Origin of the sequence: Pseudomonas sp. V88_4, from assembly GCF_029967985.1 — a bacterium.
Classification (GTDB): Bacteria; Pseudomonadota; Gammaproteobacteria; order Pseudomonadales; family Pseudomonadaceae; genus Aquipseudomonas; species Aquipseudomonas glycinae.
Genome location: NZ_JASCAF010000045.1, coordinates 252,571 through 274,018, shown reverse-complemented (window position 1 = coordinate 274,018; position 21,448 = coordinate 252,571). Strand labels below are relative to the sequence as shown.

At 59.8% G+C, this 21,448-nt stretch carries 22 protein-coding genes; 10 read left to right on the top strand and 12 right to left on the bottom strand.

Annotation, left to right across the window (positions count from 1 at the left end):
• Positions 1–90 precede the first annotated feature (90 nt).
• Entirely contained in the window at positions 91–1,290 is a 1,200-nt protein-coding gene (gene tyrS / locus QLG12_RS24865; protein ID WP_282475381.1) for a tyrosine--tRNA ligase, read from the bottom strand.
• A 210-nt stretch (positions 1,291–1,500) separates the two neighbouring features.
• On the opposite strand from tyrS, the gene QLG12_RS24860 reads away from it, so the two are divergent.
• Together QLG12_RS24860 and QLG12_RS24855 are read left to right on the top strand one after the other, a co-directional pair.
• Positions 1,501–2,925: a peptidoglycan DD-metalloendopeptidase family protein gene (locus QLG12_RS24860; RefSeq protein ID WP_236194878.1), complete on the top strand. Its 1,425-nt coding sequence runs from the start codon at positions 1,501–1,503 to the stop codon at positions 2,923–2,925.
• Between the two features lie 3 nt (positions 2,926–2,928).
• Positions 2,929–4,020 (top strand): anhydro-N-acetylmuramic acid kinase, encoded by a 1,092-nt coding sequence (locus QLG12_RS24855; RefSeq protein ID WP_197867348.1) that lies wholly within the window; start codon positions 2,929–2,931, stop codon positions 4,018–4,020.
• Positions 4,021–4,092: 72 nt separating this feature from the next.
• Here QLG12_RS24855 and erpA read toward each other — a convergent pair whose 3' ends face one another.
• Positions 4,093–4,443, bottom strand: coding sequence for an iron-sulfur cluster insertion protein ErpA (erpA, locus tag QLG12_RS24850; RefSeq protein WP_003228776.1), 351 nt, complete (start codon positions 4,441–4,443; stop codon positions 4,093–4,095).
• 168 nt (positions 4,444–4,611) lie between these two features.
• Positions 4,612–5,646, bottom strand: coding sequence for an N-acetyl-gamma-glutamyl-phosphate reductase (gene argC, locus QLG12_RS24845; protein WP_282475380.1), 1,035 nt, complete (start codon positions 5,644–5,646; stop codon positions 4,612–4,614).
• A 135-nt stretch (positions 5,647–5,781) separates the two neighbouring features.
• Here argC and hemJ point away from each other — a divergent pair, with 135 nt between their 5' ends.
• From hemJ to coq7, 6 genes are all read left to right on the top strand, one after another.
• Positions 5,782–6,210, top strand: a complete 429-nt coding sequence (gene hemJ / locus QLG12_RS24840; RefSeq protein ID WP_103385426.1) for a protoporphyrinogen oxidase HemJ — start codon at positions 5,782–5,784, stop codon at positions 6,208–6,210.
• A gap of 33 nt (positions 6,211–6,243) precedes the next feature.
• Positions 6,244–7,212 (top strand): nitronate monooxygenase family protein, encoded by a 969-nt coding sequence (locus tag QLG12_RS24835; protein ID WP_197867347.1) that lies wholly within the window; start codon positions 6,244–6,246, stop codon positions 7,210–7,212.
• Positions 7,213–7,301: 89 nt separating this feature from the next.
• The gene (locus QLG12_RS24830; RefSeq protein ID WP_282475379.1) at positions 7,302–8,252 is read left to right on the top strand and encodes a DUF805 domain-containing protein; all 951 of its coding nucleotides are present in this window, start codon (positions 7,302–7,304) and stop codon (positions 8,250–8,252) included.
• 61 nt (positions 8,253–8,313) lie between these two features.
• A complete protein-coding gene (locus QLG12_RS24825; protein ID WP_197867345.1) occupies positions 8,314–9,102 on the top strand; it encodes an SDR family oxidoreductase in 789 nt (262 codons plus the stop codon).
• Between the two features lie 81 nt (positions 9,103–9,183).
• The gene (locus QLG12_RS24820) at positions 9,184–9,522 is read left to right on the top strand and encodes a histidine triad nucleotide-binding protein (RefSeq protein ID WP_007956318.1); all 339 of its coding nucleotides are present in this window, start codon (positions 9,184–9,186) and stop codon (positions 9,520–9,522) included.
• A 107-nt stretch (positions 9,523–9,629) separates the two neighbouring features.
• Positions 9,630–10,277: a 2-polyprenyl-3-methyl-6-methoxy-1,4-benzoquinone monooxygenase gene (gene coq7 / locus QLG12_RS24815; RefSeq protein WP_007956317.1), complete on the top strand. Its 648-nt coding sequence runs from the start codon at positions 9,630–9,632 to the stop codon at positions 10,275–10,277.
• 61 nt (positions 10,278–10,338) lie between these two features.
• On the opposite strand, the gene speD is transcribed toward coq7, so the two are convergent.
• Positions 10,339–11,133 (bottom strand): adenosylmethionine decarboxylase, encoded by a 795-nt coding sequence (gene speD, locus QLG12_RS24810; protein WP_064380377.1) that lies wholly within the window; start codon positions 11,131–11,133, stop codon positions 10,339–10,341.
• Between the two features lie 237 nt (positions 11,134–11,370).
• A complete protein-coding gene (locus tag QLG12_RS24805; protein ID WP_003228794.1) occupies positions 11,371–11,793 on the bottom strand; it encodes an OsmC family protein in 423 nt (140 codons plus the stop codon).
• A 236-nt stretch (positions 11,794–12,029) separates the two neighbouring features.
• Between QLG12_RS24805 and crp the strand changes: the two genes are divergently transcribed.
• Positions 12,030–12,674: a cAMP-activated global transcriptional regulator CRP gene (crp, locus tag QLG12_RS24800; RefSeq protein ID WP_011336190.1), complete on the top strand. Its 645-nt coding sequence runs from the start codon at positions 12,030–12,032 to the stop codon at positions 12,672–12,674.
• 10 nt (positions 12,675–12,684) lie between these two features.
• Here crp and QLG12_RS24795 read toward each other — a convergent pair whose 3' ends face one another.
• The 4 genes from QLG12_RS24795 to QLG12_RS24780 form a co-directional block, all read right to left on the bottom strand.
• Entirely contained in the window at positions 12,685–13,383 is a 699-nt protein-coding gene (locus QLG12_RS24795; RefSeq protein WP_282475378.1) for a lipoate--protein ligase family protein, read from the bottom strand.
• 96 nt (positions 13,384–13,479) lie between these two features.
• Positions 13,480–14,316, bottom strand: a complete 837-nt coding sequence (gene trpC / locus QLG12_RS24790) for an indole-3-glycerol phosphate synthase TrpC (protein WP_197867343.1) — start codon at positions 14,314–14,316, stop codon at positions 13,480–13,482.
• Positions 14,313–15,362 (bottom strand): anthranilate phosphoribosyltransferase, encoded by a 1,050-nt coding sequence (gene trpD, locus QLG12_RS24785; RefSeq protein WP_039768098.1) that lies wholly within the window; start codon positions 15,360–15,362, stop codon positions 14,313–14,315. Before trpD ends, trpC begins: the two co-directional genes overlap by 4 nt.
• A gap of 9 nt (positions 15,363–15,371) precedes the next feature.
• Complete coding sequence (locus tag QLG12_RS24780) at positions 15,372–15,965, bottom strand: aminodeoxychorismate/anthranilate synthase component II (protein WP_007956309.1); 594 nt, start codon at positions 15,963–15,965, stop codon at positions 15,372–15,374.
• A gap of 402 nt (positions 15,966–16,367) precedes the next feature.
• Between QLG12_RS24780 and estP the strand changes: the two genes are divergently transcribed.
• The gene (gene estP / locus QLG12_RS24775) at positions 16,368–18,278 is read left to right on the top strand and encodes an esterase EstP (RefSeq protein ID WP_282475377.1); all 1,911 of its coding nucleotides are present in this window, start codon (positions 16,368–16,370) and stop codon (positions 18,276–18,278) included.
• A gap of 67 nt (positions 18,279–18,345) precedes the next feature.
• Here the strand turns inward: estP and trpE are convergent, their stop codons facing one another.
• The 3 genes from trpE to rpe all read right to left on the bottom strand — a co-directional run bounded on the left by trpE (position 18,346) and on the right by rpe (position 21,385).
• A complete protein-coding gene (trpE, locus tag QLG12_RS24770; RefSeq protein WP_282475376.1) occupies positions 18,346–19,824 on the bottom strand; it encodes an anthranilate synthase component I in 1,479 nt (492 codons plus the stop codon).
• Between the two features lie 71 nt (positions 19,825–19,895).
• Positions 19,896–20,714 carry a phosphoglycolate phosphatase gene (locus tag QLG12_RS24765; protein ID WP_282475375.1) on the bottom strand — a complete coding sequence of 273 codons (819 nt, stop codon included), beginning with the start codon at positions 20,712–20,714 and terminating at the stop codon, positions 19,896–19,898.
• Positions 20,711–21,385 (bottom strand): ribulose-phosphate 3-epimerase, encoded by a 675-nt coding sequence (gene rpe / locus QLG12_RS24760; RefSeq protein ID WP_003228808.1) that lies wholly within the window; start codon positions 21,383–21,385, stop codon positions 20,711–20,713. Before rpe ends, QLG12_RS24765 begins: the two co-directional genes overlap by 4 nt.
• Between the last annotated feature and the right edge of the window lie 63 nt (positions 21,386–21,448).

Genomic DNA, 21,448 nt, shown 5'->3' with positions numbered 1-21,448 from the left:
TGAGTCTCAAGGAGTTTTCCGTTTCGACTGCGCCGGAAGTGGGGCGAATTATAGACATCCAGAATTCGCCGTCAACCCCTGATTTCAACTTTATTCGGATTTCAGCGTAATTCGTGCAAAAGCCTTCTTGCCGGCCTGACAAACGTGAGTCGCACCCAGTACGTATATAAAGGAGCGATCAACAACCTCACCATCTATACGCACCCCGCCGGAAGCCAGCAGATCACGAGCAGCGGCAGAGTTCTTCACCAGCCCCGCTTTATTAAGGACAGCAGCAATCGGCATATCCTCGGCAGCAGTCAGTTCGACCTCTGGCAGATCATCCGGCAACTCACCATCCTTCATACGATTACCCGCACCACGGTGAGCATTGGCCGCAGCCTCTTCACCATGGAAGCGCGCAACAATCTCTTCGGCCAGCTTGATCTTGATATCGCGAGGATTAGCTCCCGCCTCTACGTCGGCACGAAACGCATTGATCTCATCCATCGAGCGGAAGCTGAGCAACTCGAAGTAGCGCCACATCAACGCATCGGGAATCGAAACCAGCTTGCTATACATGACACCTGGCGCTTCCTGGATACCGACGTAGTTGCCCAGCGACTTGGACATCTTCTTCACGCCATCCAGACCTTCAAGCAACGGCATCGTCAGAATGCACTGTGCTTCCTGGCCATAACCACGCTGCAGCTCACGCCCCATCAGCAGGTTGAACTTCTGATCGGTACCACCCAGCTCAACGTCAGCGCGCAACGCTACAGAGTCATAACCCTGAACCAGCGGATAGAGGAATTCGTGAATGGCAATCGGCTGATTGGTGGTGTAGCGCTTATCGAAGTCATCACGCTCGAGCATACGAGCAACGGTGTACTGCGAAGTCAGACGAATAAAGTCCGCAGGCCCCATCTGATCCATCCAAGTGGAGTTGAACGCGACTTCGGTTTTCGCCGGATCAAGAATCTTGAACACCTGAGTCTTGTAGGTCTCGGCGTTTTCCAGAACCTGATCCCGGGTCAACGGAGGCCGCGTGGCGCTCTTGCCGCTCGGATCACCGATCATTCCGGTGAAATCACCAATAAGGAAGATCACCTGATGCCCCAGCTCCTGGAACTGGCGCAGCTTATTAATAAGCACAGTGTGACCAAGGTGCAGATCCGGCGCAGTTGGATCGAAGCCGGCCTTGATTCGCAGCGGCTGGCCACGCTTGAGCTTTTCGATCAGCTCGGACTCGACCAAAAGTTCTTCCGCACCACGTTTAATCAGCGCTAGCTGCTCTTCAACCGACTTCATAACAGACCCGCAAGGCTCAGATTCAAAGGGAACCAACCATACAAGATCGTGCACCAAATACAAGTTTTGCCCGGCGCACGGACACCAATCCACGGACATGGCGCCCGCAGACTTGCTTCAAAGATGATTTGGTTATATTTTATACAGTTATTTCATCTTCATCATGTCATTCATCTTTTCCAATTCATCTTTTTCAAAGTCAAATTACTTATGACCACTGAACCGTCTAAAGCGCCACCGCTTTACCCGAAGACCCACCTGCTCGCCGCAAGTGGGATCGCCGCCCTTCTCAGTCTGGCACTCCTGGTGTTTCCATCCAGTGATGTTGAAGCCAAAAAGACAACGCTGAGCCTTGAACTGGAAAGTCCTGCTGAACAACTGACACAAGATCAAGACGCTGCCGACGCGGCTCAAGCCACAAACGAATCCGTAGCCTCTCCTTTCGCGCAGATCGAAAACAGCACCGAAGAGACGCAGGAAACCGCTCAGGCCGCACCGACGCCGACACCGGTAGTCGAAGAAAAGAAGGCCCCGAATCACAGGGAAGTGATCGTCTCCAAGGGCGATACGCTTTCTACACTGTTCGAGAAAGTCGGCCTCCCGGCCGCGGCCGTCCACGAAGTGCTGGCCAGCGATAAACAGGCCAAGCAGTTCAGTCAGCTCAAACATGGCCAGAAACTCGAATTCGAATTGAATCCACAAGGCCAGCTGACCAACCTGCACAGCAAGGTCAGCGACGTTGAAACCATCACCCTGACCAAAAACGACAAGGGTTACGCGTTCAACCGCATCACCGCCAAACCGACTGTTCGCACCGCTTATGTACACGGTGTGATCAACAGCTCGCTGTCGCAGTCCGCCGCCCGCGCAGGCCTGTCGCATAGCCTGACCATGGACATGGCCAGTGTCTTTGGCTACGACGTCGACTTCGCCCAGGATATCCGCCAGGGTGACGAGTTCGATGTGATCTATGAACAGAAAGTGGTGAATGGCAAAGCGGTTGGCAACGGCCCGATCCTGTCAGCCCGCTTCACCAACCGCGGCAAGACTTACACCGCCGTGCGTTACACCAACAAACAGGGCAACAGCAGCTACTACACCGCCGATGGCAACAGCATGCGCAAGGCGTTCATCCGTACACCGGTGGACTTCGCCCGCATCAGCTCGAAATTTTCCATGGGCCGCAAACACCCGATCCTCAACAAGATCCGCGCCCACAAAGGCGTCGATTACGCCGCCCCACGTGGCACGCCGATCAAGGCTGCCGGCGACGGCAAAGTGCTGTTAGCCGGCCGTCGCGGCGGTTACGGCAACACCGTGATCATCCAGCACGGCAACACTTACCGCACGCTGTATGGCCACATGCAGGGCTTCGCCAAGGGCGTGAAGACTGGCGGCACCGTGAAACAGGGCCAGGTGATCGGTTACATCGGCACCACCGGCCTGTCCACCGGACCGCACCTGCACTATGAGTTCCAGGTCAACGGCGTTCACGTCGATCCATTGGGTCAGAAACTGCCGATGGCCGACCCGATCGCCAAATCCGAACGTGCTCGCTTCCTGGCGCAGAGCCAGCCACTGATGGCTCGCATGGATCAGGAAAAAGCCACCATGCTGGCTTCGAGCAAACGTTAAGCCATGGCTCTGTATATCGGCGTGATGTCCGGCACCAGTCTCGACGGGCTGGACATCGCCCTGATCGAGCAGTCCTCGGCGATCAATCTGGTCGCCACGCACTACATCCCCATGCCTGACACCCTGCGCGCCGAGCTGCTTGGCTTGTGCGCCAGCGGCCCTGACGAAATCGCCCGCTCGGCGATTGCGCAGCAGAACTGGGTAAAGCTCGCCGCGCAAGGGATCCACACCCTCCTCGAACAACAACAGCTCAAGCCCGAAGCCATTCGCGCGATCGGCAGCCACGGCCAGACCATTCGCCATGAACCGGCGCGCGGTTTCACCGTACAGATCGGTAACCCCGCCCTCCTCACTGAACTGACCGGCATTACAGTCGTCAGTGACTTCCGCAGCCGCGATGTGGCCGCCGGCGGCCAGGGCGCTCCTTTGGTTCCGGCCTTTCATGAAGCGTTGTTCGAAGAGCGTACCGGTAACCGTGCAGTCCTGAATGTCGGCGGTTTCAGTAATCTCAGTCTGATCGAGCCGAACAAGCCTGTAGCCGGTTTCGACTGTGGGCCGGGGAATGTGCTGATGGACGCCTGGATTCATCAGCAACGGGGCGAGAACTACGACCGCAACGGGCAGTGGGCAGCCAGCGGCAAGGTCGAGCCGACCCTGCTGAAAGCTCTGCTCAGCGACCCGTTTTTCGTGACCCAAGGCCCGAAGAGCACCGGCCGCGAAGTCTTCAACCTGCCATGGCTGGAGCAACAACTGTCGCGTCTGCCAGGTTTCGCACCCGAAAACGTACAGGCGACGCTGCTCGAACTGACGGCGCTGACCATCGTCGAATCGCTGCAAAGCGCTCAATCGAATACCGAAGAGATCCTGGTTTGTGGGGGCGGCGCCCACAACGTCACGCTGATGAAGCGCTTGGCCGACCTGCTACCCAACGCCAAAGTCGCAAGTACCGCAACCCACGGCGTCGATCCGGACTGGGTCGAGGCCATGGCCTTCGCCTGGCTGGCCCACTGCTGTCTGGAAGGCATTGCCGCCAATCGCCCGAGTGTCACCGGTGCCAAAGGCCTGCGCGTACTCGGTGCCATCTACCCCAACTGACAAATCGCAGATAACAAAACGCCGCAGAACCTTGAGGTTCTGCGGCGTTTTATTGTGTTCGGTGAAGCGCGATCAGATCGAGAACGAGGAGCCGCAACCACAAGTGGTGGTGGCATTCGGGTTCTTGATCACGAAACGCGAACCTTCCAGACCTTCCTGATAATCCACCTCGGCACCTGCCAGGTACTGGAAGCTCATCGGATCGACCACCAGACTGACGCCTTCGCGCTCGACGATGGTGTCGTCCTCGGCAACATCTTCATCGAAGGTGAAGCCGTACTGAAACCCTGAACAACCGCCGCCCGTAACGAATACGCGCAGCTTCAAGCGATCATTCCCCTCTTCATCGACCAGGCTCTTCACCTTGTGCGCGGCACCTTGAGTGAATTGCAAAGCCGTGGGGGTGAAGGATTCGACGCTCATGCTGACTATCTCCCGGCGTTACGCCGCCATAATGCGTGATGACGCGCATTATCCGCTTGTCCTAGAAAATCGGTCAACTATTGTTACGGTATATCAATAAAGCTGATCAGCCGAGCAGAATGCAAAAAGGCCCGTCAAACGGGCCTTTTTACCACGCAAGATCAGTCGTTACGGCAGCATGCCGGCGTGGGACAGGCCAAAACGCTCATCCAGCCCGAACAGGATGTTCATGTTCTGCACCGCCTGACCCGACGCGCCCTTGACCAGGTTGTCGATCACCGACAGTACTACCACCAGATCACCATTCTGCGGGCGGTGAACCGCGATGCGGCAGACGTTGGCGCCACGCACACTACGGGTTTCTGGATGGCTACCAGCCGGCATCACGTCGACGAACGGCTCATTGGCATAACGCTTCTCGAACAACGCCTGCAGATCCACCGAGCGATCCACCACGGTCGCGTAGAGCGTGGAGTGAATGCCACGGATCATCGGCGTCAGATGCGGCACGAACGTCAGACCGACATCCTTGCCCGCCGCACGACGCAGCCCCTGACGAATTTCCGGCAGATGGCGGTGACCTTTCACCGCATAAGCCTTCATGCTTTCCGACGTCTCGGAGTACAGCGAGCCTACGGCAGCACCACGACCGGCACCGCTGACACCGGACTTGCAGTCGGCGATCAGGTGGGAAGCGTCGGCAATGCCTGCCTCAAGCAACGGCAGGAAACCCAGCTGCGTCGCGGTCGGATAGCAACCCGGCACCGCGATCAGACGTGCTTTCCTGATCTGCTCACGATTGACTTCCGGCAAGCCGTAAACCGCTTCATCCAGCAGCTCCGGCGCGCCGTGCGGCTGACCGTACCACTTGGCCCATTCATCAGCGTCCTGCAGACGGAAATCAGCCGACAGGTCGATGACCTTGGTACCGGCCGCCAGCAATTCGCCGGCCAGTGCGTGGGCAACACCGTGGGGAGTGGCGAAGAACACCACGTCGCAAGCGCCCAGGGTCTTGATGTCCGGCACGCTGAATGCCAGGCCGTCGTAGTGACCGCGCAGGTTCGGGTACATATCAGCCACGGCCAGACCGGCCTCGGATCGGGAAGTGATGACCACCACTTCTGCCTGCGGATGCTGTGCCAACAGACGCAGCAGTTCGACACCGGTGTAACCCGTGCCGCCGACGATACCGACCTTGACCATAAACCTGCCCTCAACGAACCCACTGGAAAGCCGTCGATAATAGGGGCCGCGCGCCCCTGCGACAACCGCCAAGGTGACGTGCGGACGCTCAAGCCTCTACTATCGGGCCTACCGTGAATCAGGGAATAACCCAAAATGCTCTATCTGTGGATCAAAGCGCTGCATATCGTCAGCATCGTGTGCTGGTTTGCCGGCCTCTTCTATCTTCCGCGACTGTTCGTTTATCACGCGCAAAGTGAAGACACGATCAGCAAGGAACGCTTCAGCATCATGGAGCGCAAGCTCTATCGCGGCATCATGGGCCCGGCAATGATCGCCGCGCTGATCTTCGGTGGCTGGCTGATCTATCTGAACCCAGGCATCTTCAGCAGCGGTGGCTGGATCCACGCCAAACTGACCCTGGTCGTGCTGTTGATCGGTTACCACCACATGTGCGGCGCGCAGGTAAAACGTTTTGCCCGTGGCGAGAACACCCGCAGCCATGTCTTTTATCGCTGGTTCAATGAAGTGCCGGTTCTGCTATTGCTGGCTATCGTAATTCTGGTCGTGGTCAAGCCGTTCTAACTTCAACTGGTTCAACTTTCCGGGGTACTTCCGATGTCGCTGCCCGCTCTGCTCGAACAACGTCTGCGCCTGCCTGTGGTGGCGGCACCGATGTTCCTGATTTCCAATCCTGAACTGGTGCTGGCGTGCTGTCGCAATGGCGTGGTGGGCAGCTTTCCGGCGCTCAACCAACGCGAGAGCAGCGGGTTCAAGGCCTGGCTGGAGCAGATCGAAGCAGGCCTGGCGACATTGGAGAACCCGGCGCCGTACGCGGTGAACCTGATCGTCCACCACAGCAACCCGCGCCTGCAGGCTGACCTGAACATCTGCGTCGAACACAAAGTCCCCATCGTCATTACCAGTCTTGGTGCCGTGAAGGAACTGGTAGACGCCGTGCACAGCTATGGCGGTCTGGTATTCCACGACGTGACGACCCGCCGCCATGCCGAGAAAGCCGCCGAAGCAGGTGTCGACGGTTTGATCGCCGTCGCAGCTGGTGCCGGTGGGCACGCCGGGACGTGGAGCCCGTTTTCGCTGATCGCCGAGATCCGCGAGTTCTTCGACAAGACCCTGTTGCTTGCAGGATGTTTGAACCATGGGCATGAGATTCTCGCCGCACAACTGCTCGGCGCGGATCTGGCCTACTTTGGGACGCGATTTATCGGCACCACTGAAAGTCATGCGCCTGACGCCTACAAGCAGATGCTGCTGACTGCCAAAGCCGCCGACATCATTCATACTCCTGCCGTGTCCGGTGTTCCGGCCAGCTTCATGCGCCAAAGTCTGGAGGCCGCCGGTTTCGACATGGCAGCCTTGCAGGGCAAGGGTGAAGTGAACTTCGGCGACAAGCTCAAGCCGATCAACGACGAAGCCAAGGCCTGGAAAACCGTGTGGTCGGCGGGTCAAGGTGTCGGGCAGATCGACGATCTGCCAAGCGTGGACCAACTGGTGGCCCGCCTTGATGCGGAGTATCGCCAGGCCCTGCAACACGCAGCACAGTTACCCGAACGCTGGCCGCGCTGAACAAATGCGGCCAGTCGCTGCCAGAAGACTGGTCTGGCACTGACAGACTGCAATCAATCAACTTATCTCGCGACAAGGATGCCTCGGCCATGAGCGAACCCCGTTACAAGATCGTTTTCGACGGCGCGCTCCAGCCCGGCGTCGATATCACAACGGCCAAGCTCAACCTGGCCGACCTGTTCAAAAGCGATGTCGCCGCCATCGAGCGCCTGTTCAGTGGCCGCACCGTCGCGCTCAAGCGTGATCTGTCGCACAGCGATGCACAGACTTATCTGCAAGCGCTGGGCAAGACCGGGATCGATGCCCGGATCGAAACGGAAACGCCCATCGAACTGAATCTTTCGGATGTCCACGAGCAAAGTGCCGCTGTGACGGAGCCTGACTCGCCTTATGCGCCACCTCGCGCCGCCGTCGGTGAAAGCCTGCCGGCGTTCGCGCCGCTAAAGCCGTTCAGCGTCGAGGGCCGGATCGGCCGTTTGCGTTACCTGGCTTGGTCGATGGTGTTGAGCCTGGTAACCCTGCCTATCGTCAGCGTGTTCGCGCTGATCGGCCTGGGCCTGGTCAGCGCCGACTCGACGACGGGGCTGATCATTGGCGGTCTCCTCGCCTTCTTCCTGTTCCTGGCCTTCGCGATCGTCGGCATCCTGTTCAGCATTCAGCGCCTGCACGATATCGGCTGGTCGGGGTGGCTGTGGCTGCTGACCCTTGTACCGTTCGTGGGCAGTTTCTTCCCGCTGGTAATCATGGTCGTACCGGGCAACACCGGGGCCAACCGCTATGGCCCTCCACCTCCGCCGAACAGCACGGCGGTCAAAGTGCTGTGCTCTCTGTGGATAGTGTTCATAGGGCTGTTTTTTGTGGGTGGCATGCTGGGCGGGATCACCGCCATCCAGCAGGAGTATGAAAGCAGCCTTGAAAGCAGCTACGAGAGTGGTTCGGTGACCACCGATGAAATTGATGTCGAAGTCGAACCCGCCGCGAATTCGGCAGACGATGCAGCCGAAGCCGCCCTCGCCCCTGTAGACTCTGCGAGAGAATGAACAACGCTCCCCGCCGTGACACCTGAGTCCACGGCGCGGCGCTGTTGCGATGGAGATTTGCATGACCCGTTACGCTCTGATCACCGGCGCCTCCAGCGGCATCGGCCTGGCCATGGCCGAAGCCCTGGCACGCCGTGGCCGCAGCCTGATTCTGGTGGCTCGCCAGCGTGATCAGCTGGAAAGCATTGCGATTGAACTGACCCAGCGCTTCGGCGTGGAGGTACTGTTCCGCGCCTGCGATCTCGGCGAGCCGCTGCGCCTGTCCGGTTTTCTGCTGGAGCTTGAAGAAGGCGACCGGCAGATCGATCTGCTGGTCAACTGTGCCGGCATCGGTACTTGCGGCCCGTTCCTGGCCCAGGACTGGATGACTGAACAGGATCTGATCGAAGTGAACATCCTCGCCCTCACCCGGCTCTGCCATGCCATCGGCAACAGCATGGCGTTGCAGGGTGGCGGGCAGATTCTCAATGTCGCCTCAGTGGCGGCCTTCAGCCCCGGGCCCTGGATGAGCACCTACTACGCCAGCAAGGCGTACGTGTTGCACTTCTCGGAAGCACTGCGGGTGGAACTGAAGAAGTGCGCGGTCAAGGTGTCGGTGCTCTGCCCCGGCCCGACCCGCACCGCGTTCTTTCGCACCGCGCAACTGAACAACGACAAGCTCAACGCCAGCAAACTGCTGATGAGTCCCGAGGAGGTTGCGCTATATACCGTGCGCGCCCTGGAGAAAAACCGCGCGATTATCATTCCCGGACGTCGAAACCGCTGGTTCGCTTTTCTACCTCGGCTCGGTTCGCGCTGGCTCAATCGCACGATTGTCGGCATGGTCAACAAGGCTTACTGCCCGCGCTGAAAAGCCCTACGGCAAAACACTGGGCGGGCTTATCCCCCTATGAGTACACTCAGGCCAGCCCAAACAACGGAGAAAGCAGCTGTGGATACTCTGTTCACCAAGATCATCAACCGGGAAATCCCGGCGAAGATCATCTACGAGGACGACCAGGTTCTGGCGTTCCACGACATCGCCCCACAGGCACCGGTGCATTTTCTGGTGATCCCGAAGAAACCGGTGCGCACCCTCAACGACCTCACCGAAGACGACAAGGCACTGGCCGGGCACATCCTGTTCACCGCCCAGCGTCTGGCGCTGGAGCTGGGTTGCGAGGAAGGCTTCCGGGTGGTGATGAACTGCAATGAAATGGGCGGACAGACGGTCTACCACATTCACATGCACGTGCTCGGTCAACGCCAGATGAACTGGCCTCCGGGCTGATTGAACCCAGAGATCGGTGGGAGCGCCCTGCTCCCACATGACCCAGCGCAAACCTTCCCCGGCCGATTCGGTTAAACTGGCCGCCGAGATTCTTCCCGGAGGTCAGCATGACTACCCAACGTCACTACTCGCCCATTGACCGTCTTCTGCTGCAAGCCGATGCCGCGATGCGCACCCTGCTGCCCTTCAGCGGCCAGCCGTACCGTCCGTCGCCGGCGATCGTGCAGCCCGATGTGCAGATGAGCGATGAAGACACCCGCCACGTCGCCGGCCTGATGCGCATCAACCATACCGGCGAAGTCTGTGCTCAGGCGCTGTATCAGGGCCAGGCGCTGACCGCCAAGCTGCCGCAGGTGCGCGAGGCCATGGAACATGCGGCCGAAGAAGAGATCGATCATCTGGTCTGGTGCGAACAGCGGATTCACCAGTTGGGCAGCCACACCAGCGTGCTCAATCCGCTTTTCTACGGCATGTCGTTCGGCATCGGCGCAGTCGCCGGACTGATCAGCGACAAAGTCAGCCTCGGGTTTGTCGCGGCCACCGAGCATCAGGTCTGCAAGCATCTGAACGAACATCTGGAACAACTGCCGGCCGAGGATGAAAAATCCCGGGCGATTCTGGAACAGATGCGTATCGATGAAGAACATCACGCGGAAAGTGCACTGGAGGCCGGCGGTTTCCGCTTCCCGGCGCCGGTGAAGTTCGGCATGAGTCTGTTGGCCAAGGTGATGACCAAGAGCACTTACCGGATCTGAAAAACGCCCACAAAAAAGGCGACTGCCGCAAAGCAGTCGCCTTTTTTTGTGCCCGGATTTCTTAGCTCGGCATATTGCGCGCGTAGAAGATTTCCAGCATTTCGTGTTTCACACGCTCGGTCACCTGAGCGCGTTGCTCAGCCGACAGGTTGCTGGTGGCATCGCCGAACAGGTAGTTGTCCAGTTCGAAGTTCTTCAGCAGCATTTTGGTGTGGAACAGGTTTTCCTGATAAACGTTCACGTCGGTCATCTGGTACGCGTCGCGAGTGTCATCGGAAAGGTAGTTCTGAATCGAATTGATCTCGTGGTCGATGAAGTGCTTGTTGCCTTCAACATCACGGGTGAAGCCGCGCACACGGTAATCCACGGTCACGATGTCCGAATCGAACTGGTGAATGAGGAAATTGAGCGCTTTAAGCGGTGAAATGACACCACAGGTCGACACATCGATGTCCACACGGAAGGTCGCAATACCGGCGTCCGGATGGATTTCCGGATAGGTGTGCACCGTGATGTGGCTCTTGTCGAGGTGGGCCAGGATGATTTCGGGCAACGGGCCCGGGGACTCTTCGATCTGGCTTTCGGTCGGGGTCACCGGCTCTTCCGAGATCAGAATCGTGACGCTGGCACCCTGAGGCTCATAGTTCTGACTTGCAATGTTCAGAATGTTGGCACCAATGATTTCGACAACTTCCGTGAGGATCTGCGTCAGGCGTTCGGCGTTGTACTCTTGATTGATGTACTCGACGTAAGCCTGCTGGTCCTGCGGGGTTTCCGCGTAGCAGATGTCATAGATGTTGAAGCTCAAGGTCTTTGTCAGGTTATTGAACCCGTGGAGCTTGAGTTTGCTTTTCACCGTTAAAAACTCTCTATGTATGCGGCACGGCCGCGTGATCAAGCATGCCCGTCAAGTGCGAACAACGCACCTGCGTAGGACGGTTAACACCTCTTCGCGATGGCGATTTTGGTTATCTGTTCAGGCGGATGACCCGTCGGTTGACTGATCACGGCCCTGAAAAAAGTGGCGCATTATGCAGACGTCAGCGGGGGATCGCCAGAGTCTGCACTGCTTTTATGATAGTTGAATGTCGGCTCAGCCGAGTTCGACGATTTCATAGTCGTGGGTGATCGCTACACCGGCGGCGCCGAGCATGATCGAGGCCGAGCAATACTTCTCGGCAGACAGCTCGATGGCGCGTTTGACCTGGGCTTCTTTCAAGCCACGACCCTTGACCACGAAGTGCATGTGGATCTTTGTGAACACTTTCGGATCTTCAGTCGCCCGTTCGGCTTCCAGAAAGGCTTCACAGCTTTCAACAGCCTGACGGGACTTCTTCAAGATGCTGACCACGTCGAAATTGCTGCAACCGCCGACACCCAGCAGGAGCATTTCCATCGGGCGGACACCCAGGTTACGACCACCGGCGTCCGGCGGACCGTCCATGACCACGACATGACCACTGCCGGATTCGCCGAGGAACATGGCTTCGCCAGCCCATTGGATGCGTGCCTTCATCGCCAAGACTCCACTGTAGAAAAAAAGGGTCGCCAGCTTAGCACAGGGCCCTGCCCGGACAGCGAGCACGTTCCTAGGACGGATGCACCTTTAACGTAGGTGATTTCTCGAAATTTCGACGAAGTGTCTGGTAAGCTGGCGCCAATTCACTGGCGCCTTCGCCAGACTGTGTAGCGACCGTCTCAGCGCCTCATATAAAACCAAATATAACCGTGCAGTCTTTTCGGGATACAACCATGGTTGGTATTACCCCCACACCCAAAATCAAAAACCTCGACAAGCTGCTGATGCATTGCCAGCGCCGGCGTCACGCGGCCAAGAGCAACATCATCTGCGCCGGGGATCGCTCCGACACGCTGTACTTCATCATCCGCGGTTCGGTCACGATCCTGATCGAGGACGACGACGGCCGCGAGATGATCATCGCGTACCTGAATGCCGGGGACTTCTTCGGCGAGCTGGGCCTTTTCGAAGAGGCCGGCCAGGAACAGCAGCGAAGCGCCTGGGTGCGGGCCAAGGTCGAATGCGAAGTCGCGGAAATCAGCTATGCCAAGTTCCGCGAATTGTCGCAGCAGGATCCAGACATTCTTTACGTGCTCAGCGGACAAATCGCACAACGCCTGCGCAACACCACGCGCAAGGTTGGCGACCTGGCGTTCTTCGACGTCACCGGCCGTGTCGCTCGCTGTCTGCTGGAGCTGTGCAAGCAACCCGATGCCATGACTCACCCTGACGGCATGCAGATCAAGGTGACCCGTCAGGAAATCGGCCGGATTGTCGGTTGTTCGCGAGAGATGGTCGGTCGCGTGCTCAAGGATCTTGAGGAACGCAACCTGGTGGATGTGAAAGGCAAGACCATGGTGGTCTTCGGCACCCGCTGAGTTCCAAAACTCAGCCGGCGTAGATCTGCGCAAGCATCAAACGAAAGAGCTCATCGAGACGCGCCAGCGCATGGGCCGCCGGGAATTTTTCATGCAGGGCGATGTGGCTGGCAGCGCGTACCCGTTGCTCCAGGCCACACGCTTCGTTGAAGCGGTTGACCGCCGCGACCATCGACTCACGTTCGTCATCCACCAGCATCGCCCCGTGCACCAACCCCACCGGACGCTGACCACCCTGACTCTGGCGCCAGCGCTGAGCGGTGCCGACCATCTTGCGACCGTCGAGATTGACGTTGAAGCGACCGTCGCAGAACGCACCGTCGATTTCCCCCAGCGACGAAGTGCCACCCAACTCATCCAGCAACTCACAGATCGGATCACACAGACGCCGGTAACCGGTTTCGATACGGTTCAGATCGCCTTCGCTGCGAGGCGGTGCGTAGACCAGTGCAATGTTGATGGTCGAAGCCGACTGCGGAACAGGTTCGCCGCCGGTTTCACGCAGCAACACCGGCCAGCCGGCAGCAGCGGAGACTTCACAGGCGTGATCGAATCCGGGCAAACGGTTCAAACGGCGCGGCATGACCAAGGCGCGGTCGCTGGGCTGCCAGAACAACAAGCCGAATTCGGCATCACCCGCGCAGACCGAGGCCAGCAAGTCCTGTTCGGCTTGCAGACCGGCTTCGATGGTCAGGGACATGGGGATCATAAGGTTTCCATAGGACGTTGAGTCTGAGGTGAATCTTATGCCGCCCTCGCGGGCAAGCCCGCTCCCACAGGGGGACGGGCGCCTGCGAAGACTCGATCAGTCGAGGGTCGAACCGCTCACCGGTACGCCGCGCTCAGGGAAGAACAGACGTTGCAGTTCGATGCCCGGGTTTTCGGCGCGCATGAACGCTTCGCCGACCAGGAACGCGTAAACGTCGCTGATTTCCATCAGCTCGACATCGGCACGGTTGAGGATCCCGCTCTCGGTGATGACCAGACGATCGCGCGGGATGCGCGGCAGCAGGTCGAGGGTGGTTTCCAGGCTCACGTCAAAGGTGTGCAGGTTGCGGTTGTTGACCCCGACCAGCGGCGTGTCGAGAGTTTTCAATGCGCGCTCCAGTTCATCGCCGTCGTGCACTTCCACCAGCACATCGAGGCCAACGTCTTTGGCCACCGACGCCAGTTCGGCCATTTTCACGTCATCCAGCGCGGAGACGATCAGCAACACGCAATCGGCGCCCAAGGCACGGGCCTCGACGATCTGGTACGGATCGATCATGAAGTCCTTGCGGATCACCGGCAGCGAGCAGGCCGCGCGGGCCTGTTGCAGGTAGATATCGGCGCCCTGGAAGTAGTCGATGTCGGTCAGCACCGACAGGCAGGTCGCCCCACCCTTCTCGTAGCTTTTGGCGATGTCGGCAGGAACAAAGTTCTCGCGGATCACGCCCTTGCTCGGCGACGCCTTCTTGATTTCGGCGATCACTGCCGGTTGTTTCTTCTTGGCCTGCGCCAGCAATGCCTGGGCAAAACCACGGGGTGCATCGGCCGCCTTGGCCAGACTTTCCAGCTCGCTCAGGCTGACGCGAGCGCTACGCTCGGCGACTTCCTGAACCTTGCGGGCCAGAATGTTTTCCAGAACCGTCGGTACACTCATCCCTCATTCTCCACTTTGAATACCGCGGTAAAGGCACCCAACTCCTCGAGTTTTTCCCGAGCAAGACCGGTGTGCAGAGCGTCGTGGGCCAGTGCCACGCCCTCTTTCAGACTTGTCGCCAGGTCGGCTGCGTACAGCGCCGCACCGGCATTGAGCACGATCATTTCGGCAGCCTTCTGACCGTTCTCGGTCTTGCGCTTGCCCAGCGCATCGCGGATCAGCGCCAGCGAGGCTTCCGGGCCTTCGACCGACAGACCGTGCAGGCTCTGGCTCTTCATGCCCAGATCTTCCGGCTCGACCCAATATTCGGTGATCTGATCGTCCTTCAGCTCGGCGACAAAGGTCGGCGCCGCCAGGCTGAATTCGTCCAGACCGTCTTTCGAATGCACCACCAGCACGTGCTTGCTGCCCAGACGCTGCAAGACTTCAGCCAACGGCCGGCACAGCGCCGGGGTGAACACGCCCACCACCTGATGTTTCACACCGGCCGGATTCGTAAGCGGGCCGAGCATGTTGAACAGGGTACGCAGGCCGAGATCGCGGCGCGGGCCGGCGGCGTACTTCATGGCTTTGTGGTGAGTCTGGGCAAACATGAAACCGATGCCGACGTTATCGATGCAGCGCGCCACCTGAACCGGCGTCAGGTTCAGATAGATACCGGCGGCTTCCAGCAGGTCGGCACTGCCGCTCTTGCCCGATACGGCACGGTTACCGTGCTTGGCCACGGTGCAGCCGGCCGCAGCGACCACGAAGGAAGACGCGGTCGACACGTTGAAAATATTCGCCCCGTCACCGCCGGTGCCGACCACATCGACCACGCCGTCGAGGGTCTTGAGTTCGACCTTGTCCGCCAGCTCGCGCATCACCGACACGGCGCCGACGATCTCATCGATGCTCTCGCTCTTCATGCGCATGGCCATCATGAACGCGCCGATCTGCGCGTCAGTGCATTGGCCGGTCATGATTTCGCGCATCACGTCGCGCATTTCATCGGTGCTGAGGTCGAGGTGATCGACGATACGGCTCAGGGCTGTCTTGATATTCATGGAAAGTCCTTAGCGCGTGCCGCCGGTTTGTTTGAGGAAGTTGGCGAACAGTTCATGGCCCTGCTCGGTGAGGATCGATTCCGGGTGGAACTGTACGCCCTCGATGTTCAGGGTCTTGTGACGCAGGCCCATGATTTCGTCGACCGAACCGTCATCGTGCTGGGTCCACGCCGTCAGCTCCAGGCAATCGGGTAACGTTTCGTGTTTGACGATCAGGGAATGATAGCGGGTGACGGTCAGCGGGCGGTTCAGCCCGGCAAACACACCCTTGTCCTCGTGGAATACCGGACTAGTCTTACCGTGCATCACTTGCCGGGCGCGGACGACATCGCCGCCAAAAGCCTGGCCAATGGACTGGTGACCGAGGCAGACCCCGAGGATCGGCAGTTTGCCGGCGAAGTGCTTGATGGCTTCGATGGAGATGCCGGCTTCGGTCGGTGTGCACGGGCCAGGGGATACGACGATCCGCTCAGGGTTGAGCGCTTCGATTTCGGCAATGGTCAGTTCGTCGTTGCGCACCACCTTGACCTCGGCACCCAGCTCGCCGAGGTATTGCACAACGTTGTAAGTAAAGGAGTCGTAGTTGTCGATCATCAGCAACATGGCGTTTCGAACCTCTTGAATTCTGACTTGAAGACAGCCTTCGGATGACTTGCCAGGCGCTGCACACGGTCAGACGCGCAGGTCGCGTCGGCACAGCGGTATTTCAAACGGGCAAGGAAGGCAAAGCGATACAGATCCGGCGGGGCCGGCAGAATAGATTCAGGCGCGCCAACGCCAGCGGGCGTGTGCCTTGATGACTTGATCCAGAAGTTTGCTGGTGATCAACACGGGGAAGGTCTCGTTCATACGTTTCGGCACAGTAACTTAGCTGGGCGGAGCGTGCAATATGGCCGGGGCCGTGGGGGATAAAACAATGGGAGGCTTGACGACCGATGGCAAAACGCCGGAAGTTTTTGGTACTGTCGTTTCGTTCACTACAACAATAAATAAACGGACTTGCTCATGATCAAACAGACGTTGTTTGTACCGCTCGCCGGATGCCTGCTCGCGATGGCCTGCGCCCAGGCGAATGCCGCACCCAATCCTTATTCGAATTTCGTGGTCTTCGGCGACAGCCTGAGCGATGCGGGGACTTTCACCGACAGCGGCGGCCCGGCCGGCGCCACGCAGCGCTACACCAACCGCACCGGTCCGGTCTATCTGGACGGCAGCGGTGAACTCCGCTCGCTGAACTCGACGCAACTGCTCGGTGGCCGACTCGGCTTCACACCGGATCAAACGGCCTCCTCGTCCTCGGCAGTTCGTGCCGGCCAAGGCCAGCCGGACGGTAATAACTGGGCTGTCGGCGGGTACCGCACCGACCAGATTCTCGACTCGATCACCAGCCAGTCCGCCACCGGCGAACGCACCCGCGCCGGTTATCTGCCGTCGAACGGTTTCCGCGCCGACCCGAATGCCCTGTATTACCTGACCGGGGGTGGCAACGACTTCCTCCAGGGCCGCGTCACCAGCCTGCCTCAGGCGAATGCCGCCGCCGATCGACTGGTCGACAGCGTACGCACTCTGCAAGGTGCCGGCGCCCGCTACATCATGGTCTGGTTGTTGCCGGACATCGGCCTGACCCCGGCCATCAACGGCTCGCCGCTGCAGGCCTTCACCTCGCAACTCAGCGCCCAGTTCAACACCGAACTGGTCAGCCAGTTGCAGAGCGTCAATGCCAACGTGATTCCGCTGAACGTGCCGGTCCTGCTCAAAGAGGCATTCGCCAATCCGGCGCAATTCGGTCTGGCAACCGACCAGAATCTGGTCGGCACCTGCTTCAGCGGCAACAGCTGCACGGAGAACGCCCGGTATGGCATCAACAGCGCCACCCCGGACCCGACCAAGCTGATCTACAACGATGCCGTCCACCCGACCGAAGCCGGGCAGCGCCTGATTGCCGATTACGCCTACTCGCTGCTGGCCGCGCCATGGGAGGCGACCCTGTTGCCACAAATGGCCCAAGGCACCTTGCGCTCGCATCAGGATGAATTGCGCAACCAGTGGTTGGCGGATTGGGAAAACTGGCAGGCCGTTGGCCAATGGCGGGCGATTGTCGCCGGTGGTGGCCAGCATCAGGACTTCGACAGCCAGCGCAGCGGCGCCAGCGCCGACGGCAATGGTTACAACCTGAACATCGGCGGCAGCTACCGTCTCAACGACGCCTGGCGGGTGGGCGTGGCGGCCGGTTTCTACAACCAGAAACTCGAGGCCGGCGACAACGACTCGGACTACAAGCTGAACACTTATCTGGGCACTGCGTTCGCCCAGTACCAGCAGAACCGCTGGTGGGGTGACGCCGCCGTGACCGCCGGGCATCTGGATTACGACAGCCTCAAACGCAAATTCCAGCTGGGGGTCAACGAACGCGGCGAGAAAGGCGATACCGACGGCTATGTTCTGGCCTTCAGCGGACGCGTGGGTTACGACATTGCGCCAGAGGCAAGCAGCCCATGGCACCTGTCGCCGTTCGTCAGCGCCGATTTCGCCAAGGTTGAAGTCGATGGTTACTCGGAAAAAGGCGCGGACTCCACCGCGCTGACGTTCGATGACCAGTCGCGCATCTCCCGGCGTCTCGGCCTCGGGATCCAGGGCAAGTACCAGATCACCTCGCAGACCCAGGTGTTCGGCGAACTGGCCCACGAGCGCGAGTACAACGACGACACCCAGAATGTGACGATGAACCTCAACAGCCTGCCGAACAACCGCTATACCCTGGCCGGCTATACCCCTCAGACCAACCTGAACCGCCTGAACCTGGGCGTGAGCCACAACCTGACCAAGGATCTGGCATTACGTGCCAGCTACGACATCCGCAAGGATGACGACTTCACCCAGCAAGGGATCAACGTCGGCGTAGCGCTCGACTTCTGATTCGCAGGCAAAAAAACGCGGCGCCCTCACAGGCGCCGCGTTTTTTTATGGCTGAATCATCAATCACTCAGTCCGGGGCTTGCTCGGCCAGTGCAACAGCGCGGAACATCGCCCGGCGCTTGTTGATGGTTTCTTCCCACTCCAGCGCCGGCACCGAGTCGGCGACGATGCCGCCACCGGCCTGTACATGCAGCTCGCCGTTCTTGATCACGGCGGTACGGATCGCAATCGCGGTGTCCATGTTGCCGTTCCAGGCGAAGTACCCGACCGCGCCGCCGTACACACCACGCTTGACCGGCTCCAGCTCGTCGATGATTTCCATCGCGCGGATCTTCGGTGCGCCGGACAAGGTGCCCGCCGGCAGGATCGCCCGCAGTGCGTCCATCGCCGTCAGCCCGGCCTTCAACTGGCCGGTGACGTTGGACACGATGTGCATCACGTTGGAATAACGCTCGATGACCATCTTCTCGGTAAGTTTCACCGAGCCGATTTCCGATACGCGCCCGGTGTCGTTGCGACCGAGGTCGATCAGCATCAGGTGCTCGGCGATCTCCTTGTCGTCGGACAGCAGGTCTTCTTCCAGCGCCACGTCCGCCTCTTCGGTAGCCCCGCGAGGACGGGTGCCGGCAATCGGGCGCACGGTGATCAGGTTGTCTTCGACCCGCACCAGCACTTCCGGCGAACTGCCGACGACGTGGAAGTCGCCGAAGTTGAAGAAGTACATGTACGGCGTCGGGTTGAAGCAACGCAGTGCGCGATAAAGATCGATCGGCGCCGCCTTGAAGTCGATCGACATGCGCTGGGACGGCACGACCTGCATGCAGTCACCGGCGAGGATGTATTCCTTGATGGTGTCGACGGCTTTTTCGTAGTCGTCCTGGGTGAAACTGGAGCGGAACACCGGCTCGGCTGCCTGCTGCTTGTTGAAATCCAGGCCACGGCGCGGGGTGATCGGCTGACGCAGTTTTTCCAGCAGTTGCTGCAATTGCGCCTGGCCCTGTTCGTAGGCATCGGCCTGCGCCGGATCGGCCAGCACAATCGCGTGCATCTTGCCGGCGAGGTTGTCGAACACCACCACCGCATCGGAGACCATCAGCAGAATGTCCGGCACGCCCAGCGGATCCGGGTTCGGGCATTTGCCGAGGCGCTTCTCTACGTAGCGCACACAGTCGTAACCGAAGTAACCCACCAGACCGCCGTTGAAGCGCGGCAGACCGGCGATGGTCGGCACGTTGTAGCGGGCCTTGAAAGTTTCGACGAAGGCCAGCGGGTCTTCGACGTCGTGGCTTTCGGTCTCGACGCCATCGACAGTGATGCTGACGTGATGATCGTGAACCCGCAGCACGGTGCGGCACGGCAGGCCGATGATCGAGTAACGGCCCCATTTCTCGCCGCCCTGCACCGATTCGAGCAGGTAGGAGTTGGGCTGGTCGGCCAGTTTCAGGTAGATCGACAGCGGCGTGTCGAAGTCGGCCAGGGTTTCGCAGGCCAGCGGGATGCGGTTGTAGCCGTCAGCGGCCAGACGCAGGAATTCTTCGCGGATCATAGGGTGCCTCGTGGTGTGAGGTGCAAATCAGTCAGGTGTGCAAACGCGCCGGCAGGCCGGCCAGGAACAAGTCAGGCGCGCCAACGCCAGCGGGCCAGGGCCTTGATGACTTTCATCCAGAGTTTGCGGGTGACCACCACGATGGCGTTTCCAGAAGGGGATTGAGCAGCGTCGGGCAACGTTATCTCAGCGGCCGTATCCAGGCAACCGGGAATTAGCTTGCGCAGATCATCGATCACCAGCGCCGGGGATTCCTCGGCAATCGGTCGGCCATGGTTGTAGCCATAACTCAGCCCGACACATTTGACCCCCGCCGCTTTCGCCGCCAGCACGTCGCTGCGCGAATCGCCGACGAACAGCGATTGCGAGGCCGGAATACCGGACATCTTCATGACGAAGAACAGCGCCGCCGGGTCAGGTTTCTTCTGCGGCAGGGTATCGCCGCCGATGATCCACTTGAAGTAGCGGCCGATCTTCATCTGATCCAGCAGCGGCGCGACGAAGCGCTCCGGCTTGTTGGTGATCAGCGCCATGGCCACGCCCTGCTTGTGCAGCCATTTCAGGGTGTCGCGCACGCCGGGATAGACCACGGTCAGCTCATGGCTGGCGCCGTAGGCCTCCATGAAAACTTCCAGCGCGTGCTCGGCTTCGACGTCATCCACGGAAGAATGGTCGATGCCGCCGGCCAAGGCGCGGCGCACCAGCACCGGCGCACCGTTGCCGACCCACTCGCGCACCGACTCGATACCGGCAGGCTTGCGCCCGAGGGTGAGCAGCATGCTATCCACCGCCGCCGCCAGGTCGGGTACCGAATCGATCAGCGTGCCATCCAGATCGAACATCACCAACCGCGGCAGTTGCCCCGGGAACAGCTGCTCAAAACCGCTCATGGGCGAGCCAGCGCCAGTTCGGAACGCATCTTGTCGATGACTTCCTGATAGTTCGGCGCATTGAAGATCGCCGAACCGGCGACAAAGGTGTCGGCACCGGCAGCGGCGATTTCGCGGATGTTGTTGACGTTGACGCCGCCGTCGATTTCCAGGCGGATGTCACGGCCCGAGGCATCGATGATCGCGCGCGCTTCGCGCAGCTTGTCGAGGGTGCCGGGGATGAATTTCTGCCCGCCGAAACCCGGGTTGACGCTCATCAGCAAGACCATGTCGACCTTGTCGATCACGTACTTGAGCACGTCCAGCGGGGTCGCCGGGTTGAACACCAGGCCGGATTTGCAGCCGCCTTCTCGGATCAGTTGCAGCGAACGATCGACGTGCAGCGTGGCTTCCGGGTGGAAGGTGATGTAGGTGGCGCCGGCCTCGATGAAGTCGCCGACGATGCGATCCACCGGGCTGACCATCAGGTGCGCGTCGATCGGCGCGGTGATGCCGTACTTGCGCAGCGCGGCGCAGACCATCGGGCCGATGGTCAGGTTCGGTACGTAGTGGTTGTCCATGACATCGAAGTGGACGAAGTCGGCACCGGCGGCCAGAACGTTGTCCACTTCTTCGCCCAGGCGGGCGAAGTCGGCGGAGAGTATCGACGGAGCAATAACGAAGGGCTGCATGACGCACCTTTTCTGAGCTAAATCACGATGGCGCGCATTGTATACCTCAAGTTTCCGCGCGCG

Bases quoted from the DNA above. Each gene is read 5' to 3' on its own strand.
- tyrS (WP_282475381.1), bottom strand. From the start codon at position 1,290: ATGAAGTCGGTTGAAGAGCAGCTAGCGCTGATTAAACGTGGTGCGGAA.
- QLG12_RS24860 (WP_236194878.1), top strand. From the start codon at position 1,501: ATGACCACTGAACCGTCTAAAGCGCCACCGCTTTACCCGAAGACCCAC.
- QLG12_RS24855 (WP_197867348.1), top strand. From the start codon at position 2,929: ATGGCTCTGTATATCGGCGTGATGTCCGGCACCAGTCTCGACGGGCTG.
- erpA (WP_003228776.1), bottom strand. From the start codon at position 4,443: ATGAGCGTCGAATCCTTCACCCCCACGGCTTTGCAATTCACTCAAGGT.
- argC (WP_282475380.1), bottom strand. From the start codon at position 5,646: ATGGTCAAGGTCGGTATCGTCGGCGGCACGGGTTACACCGGTGTCGAA.
- hemJ (WP_103385426.1), top strand. From the start codon at position 5,782: ATGCTCTATCTGTGGATCAAAGCGCTGCATATCGTCAGCATCGTGTGC.
- QLG12_RS24835 (WP_197867347.1), top strand. From the start codon at position 6,244: ATGTCGCTGCCCGCTCTGCTCGAACAACGTCTGCGCCTGCCTGTGGTG.
- QLG12_RS24830 (WP_282475379.1), top strand. From the start codon at position 7,302: ATGAGCGAACCCCGTTACAAGATCGTTTTCGACGGCGCGCTCCAGCCC.
- QLG12_RS24825 (WP_197867345.1), top strand. From the start codon at position 8,314: ATGACCCGTTACGCTCTGATCACCGGCGCCTCCAGCGGCATCGGCCTG.
- coq7 (WP_007956317.1), top strand. From the start codon at position 9,630: ATGACTACCCAACGTCACTACTCGCCCATTGACCGTCTTCTGCTGCAA.
- QLG12_RS24805 (WP_003228794.1), bottom strand. From the start codon at position 11,793: ATGAAGGCACGCATCCAATGGGCTGGCGAAGCCATGTTCCTCGGCGAA.
- crp (WP_011336190.1), top strand. From the start codon at position 12,030: ATGGTTGGTATTACCCCCACACCCAAAATCAAAAACCTCGACAAGCTG.
- QLG12_RS24795 (WP_282475378.1), bottom strand. From the start codon at position 13,383: ATGATCCCCATGTCCCTGACCATCGAAGCCGGTCTGCAAGCCGAACAG.
- trpC (WP_197867343.1), bottom strand. From the start codon at position 14,316: ATGAGTGTACCGACGGTTCTGGAAAACATTCTGGCCCGCAAGGTTCAG.
- trpD (WP_039768098.1), bottom strand. From the start codon at position 15,362: ATGAATATCAAGACAGCCCTGAGCCGTATCGTCGATCACCTCGACCTC.
- QLG12_RS24780 (WP_007956309.1), bottom strand. From the start codon at position 15,965: ATGTTGCTGATGATCGACAACTACGACTCCTTTACTTACAACGTTGTG.
- estP (WP_282475377.1), top strand. From the start codon at position 16,368: ATGATCAAACAGACGTTGTTTGTACCGCTCGCCGGATGCCTGCTCGCG.
- trpE (WP_282475376.1), bottom strand. From the start codon at position 19,824: ATGATCCGCGAAGAATTCCTGCGTCTGGCCGCTGACGGCTACAACCGC.
- QLG12_RS24765 (WP_282475375.1), bottom strand. From the start codon at position 20,714: ATGAGCGGTTTTGAGCAGCTGTTCCCGGGGCAACTGCCGCGGTTGGTG.
- rpe (WP_003228808.1), bottom strand. From the start codon at position 21,385: ATGCAGCCCTTCGTTATTGCTCCGTCGATACTCTCCGCCGACTTCGCC.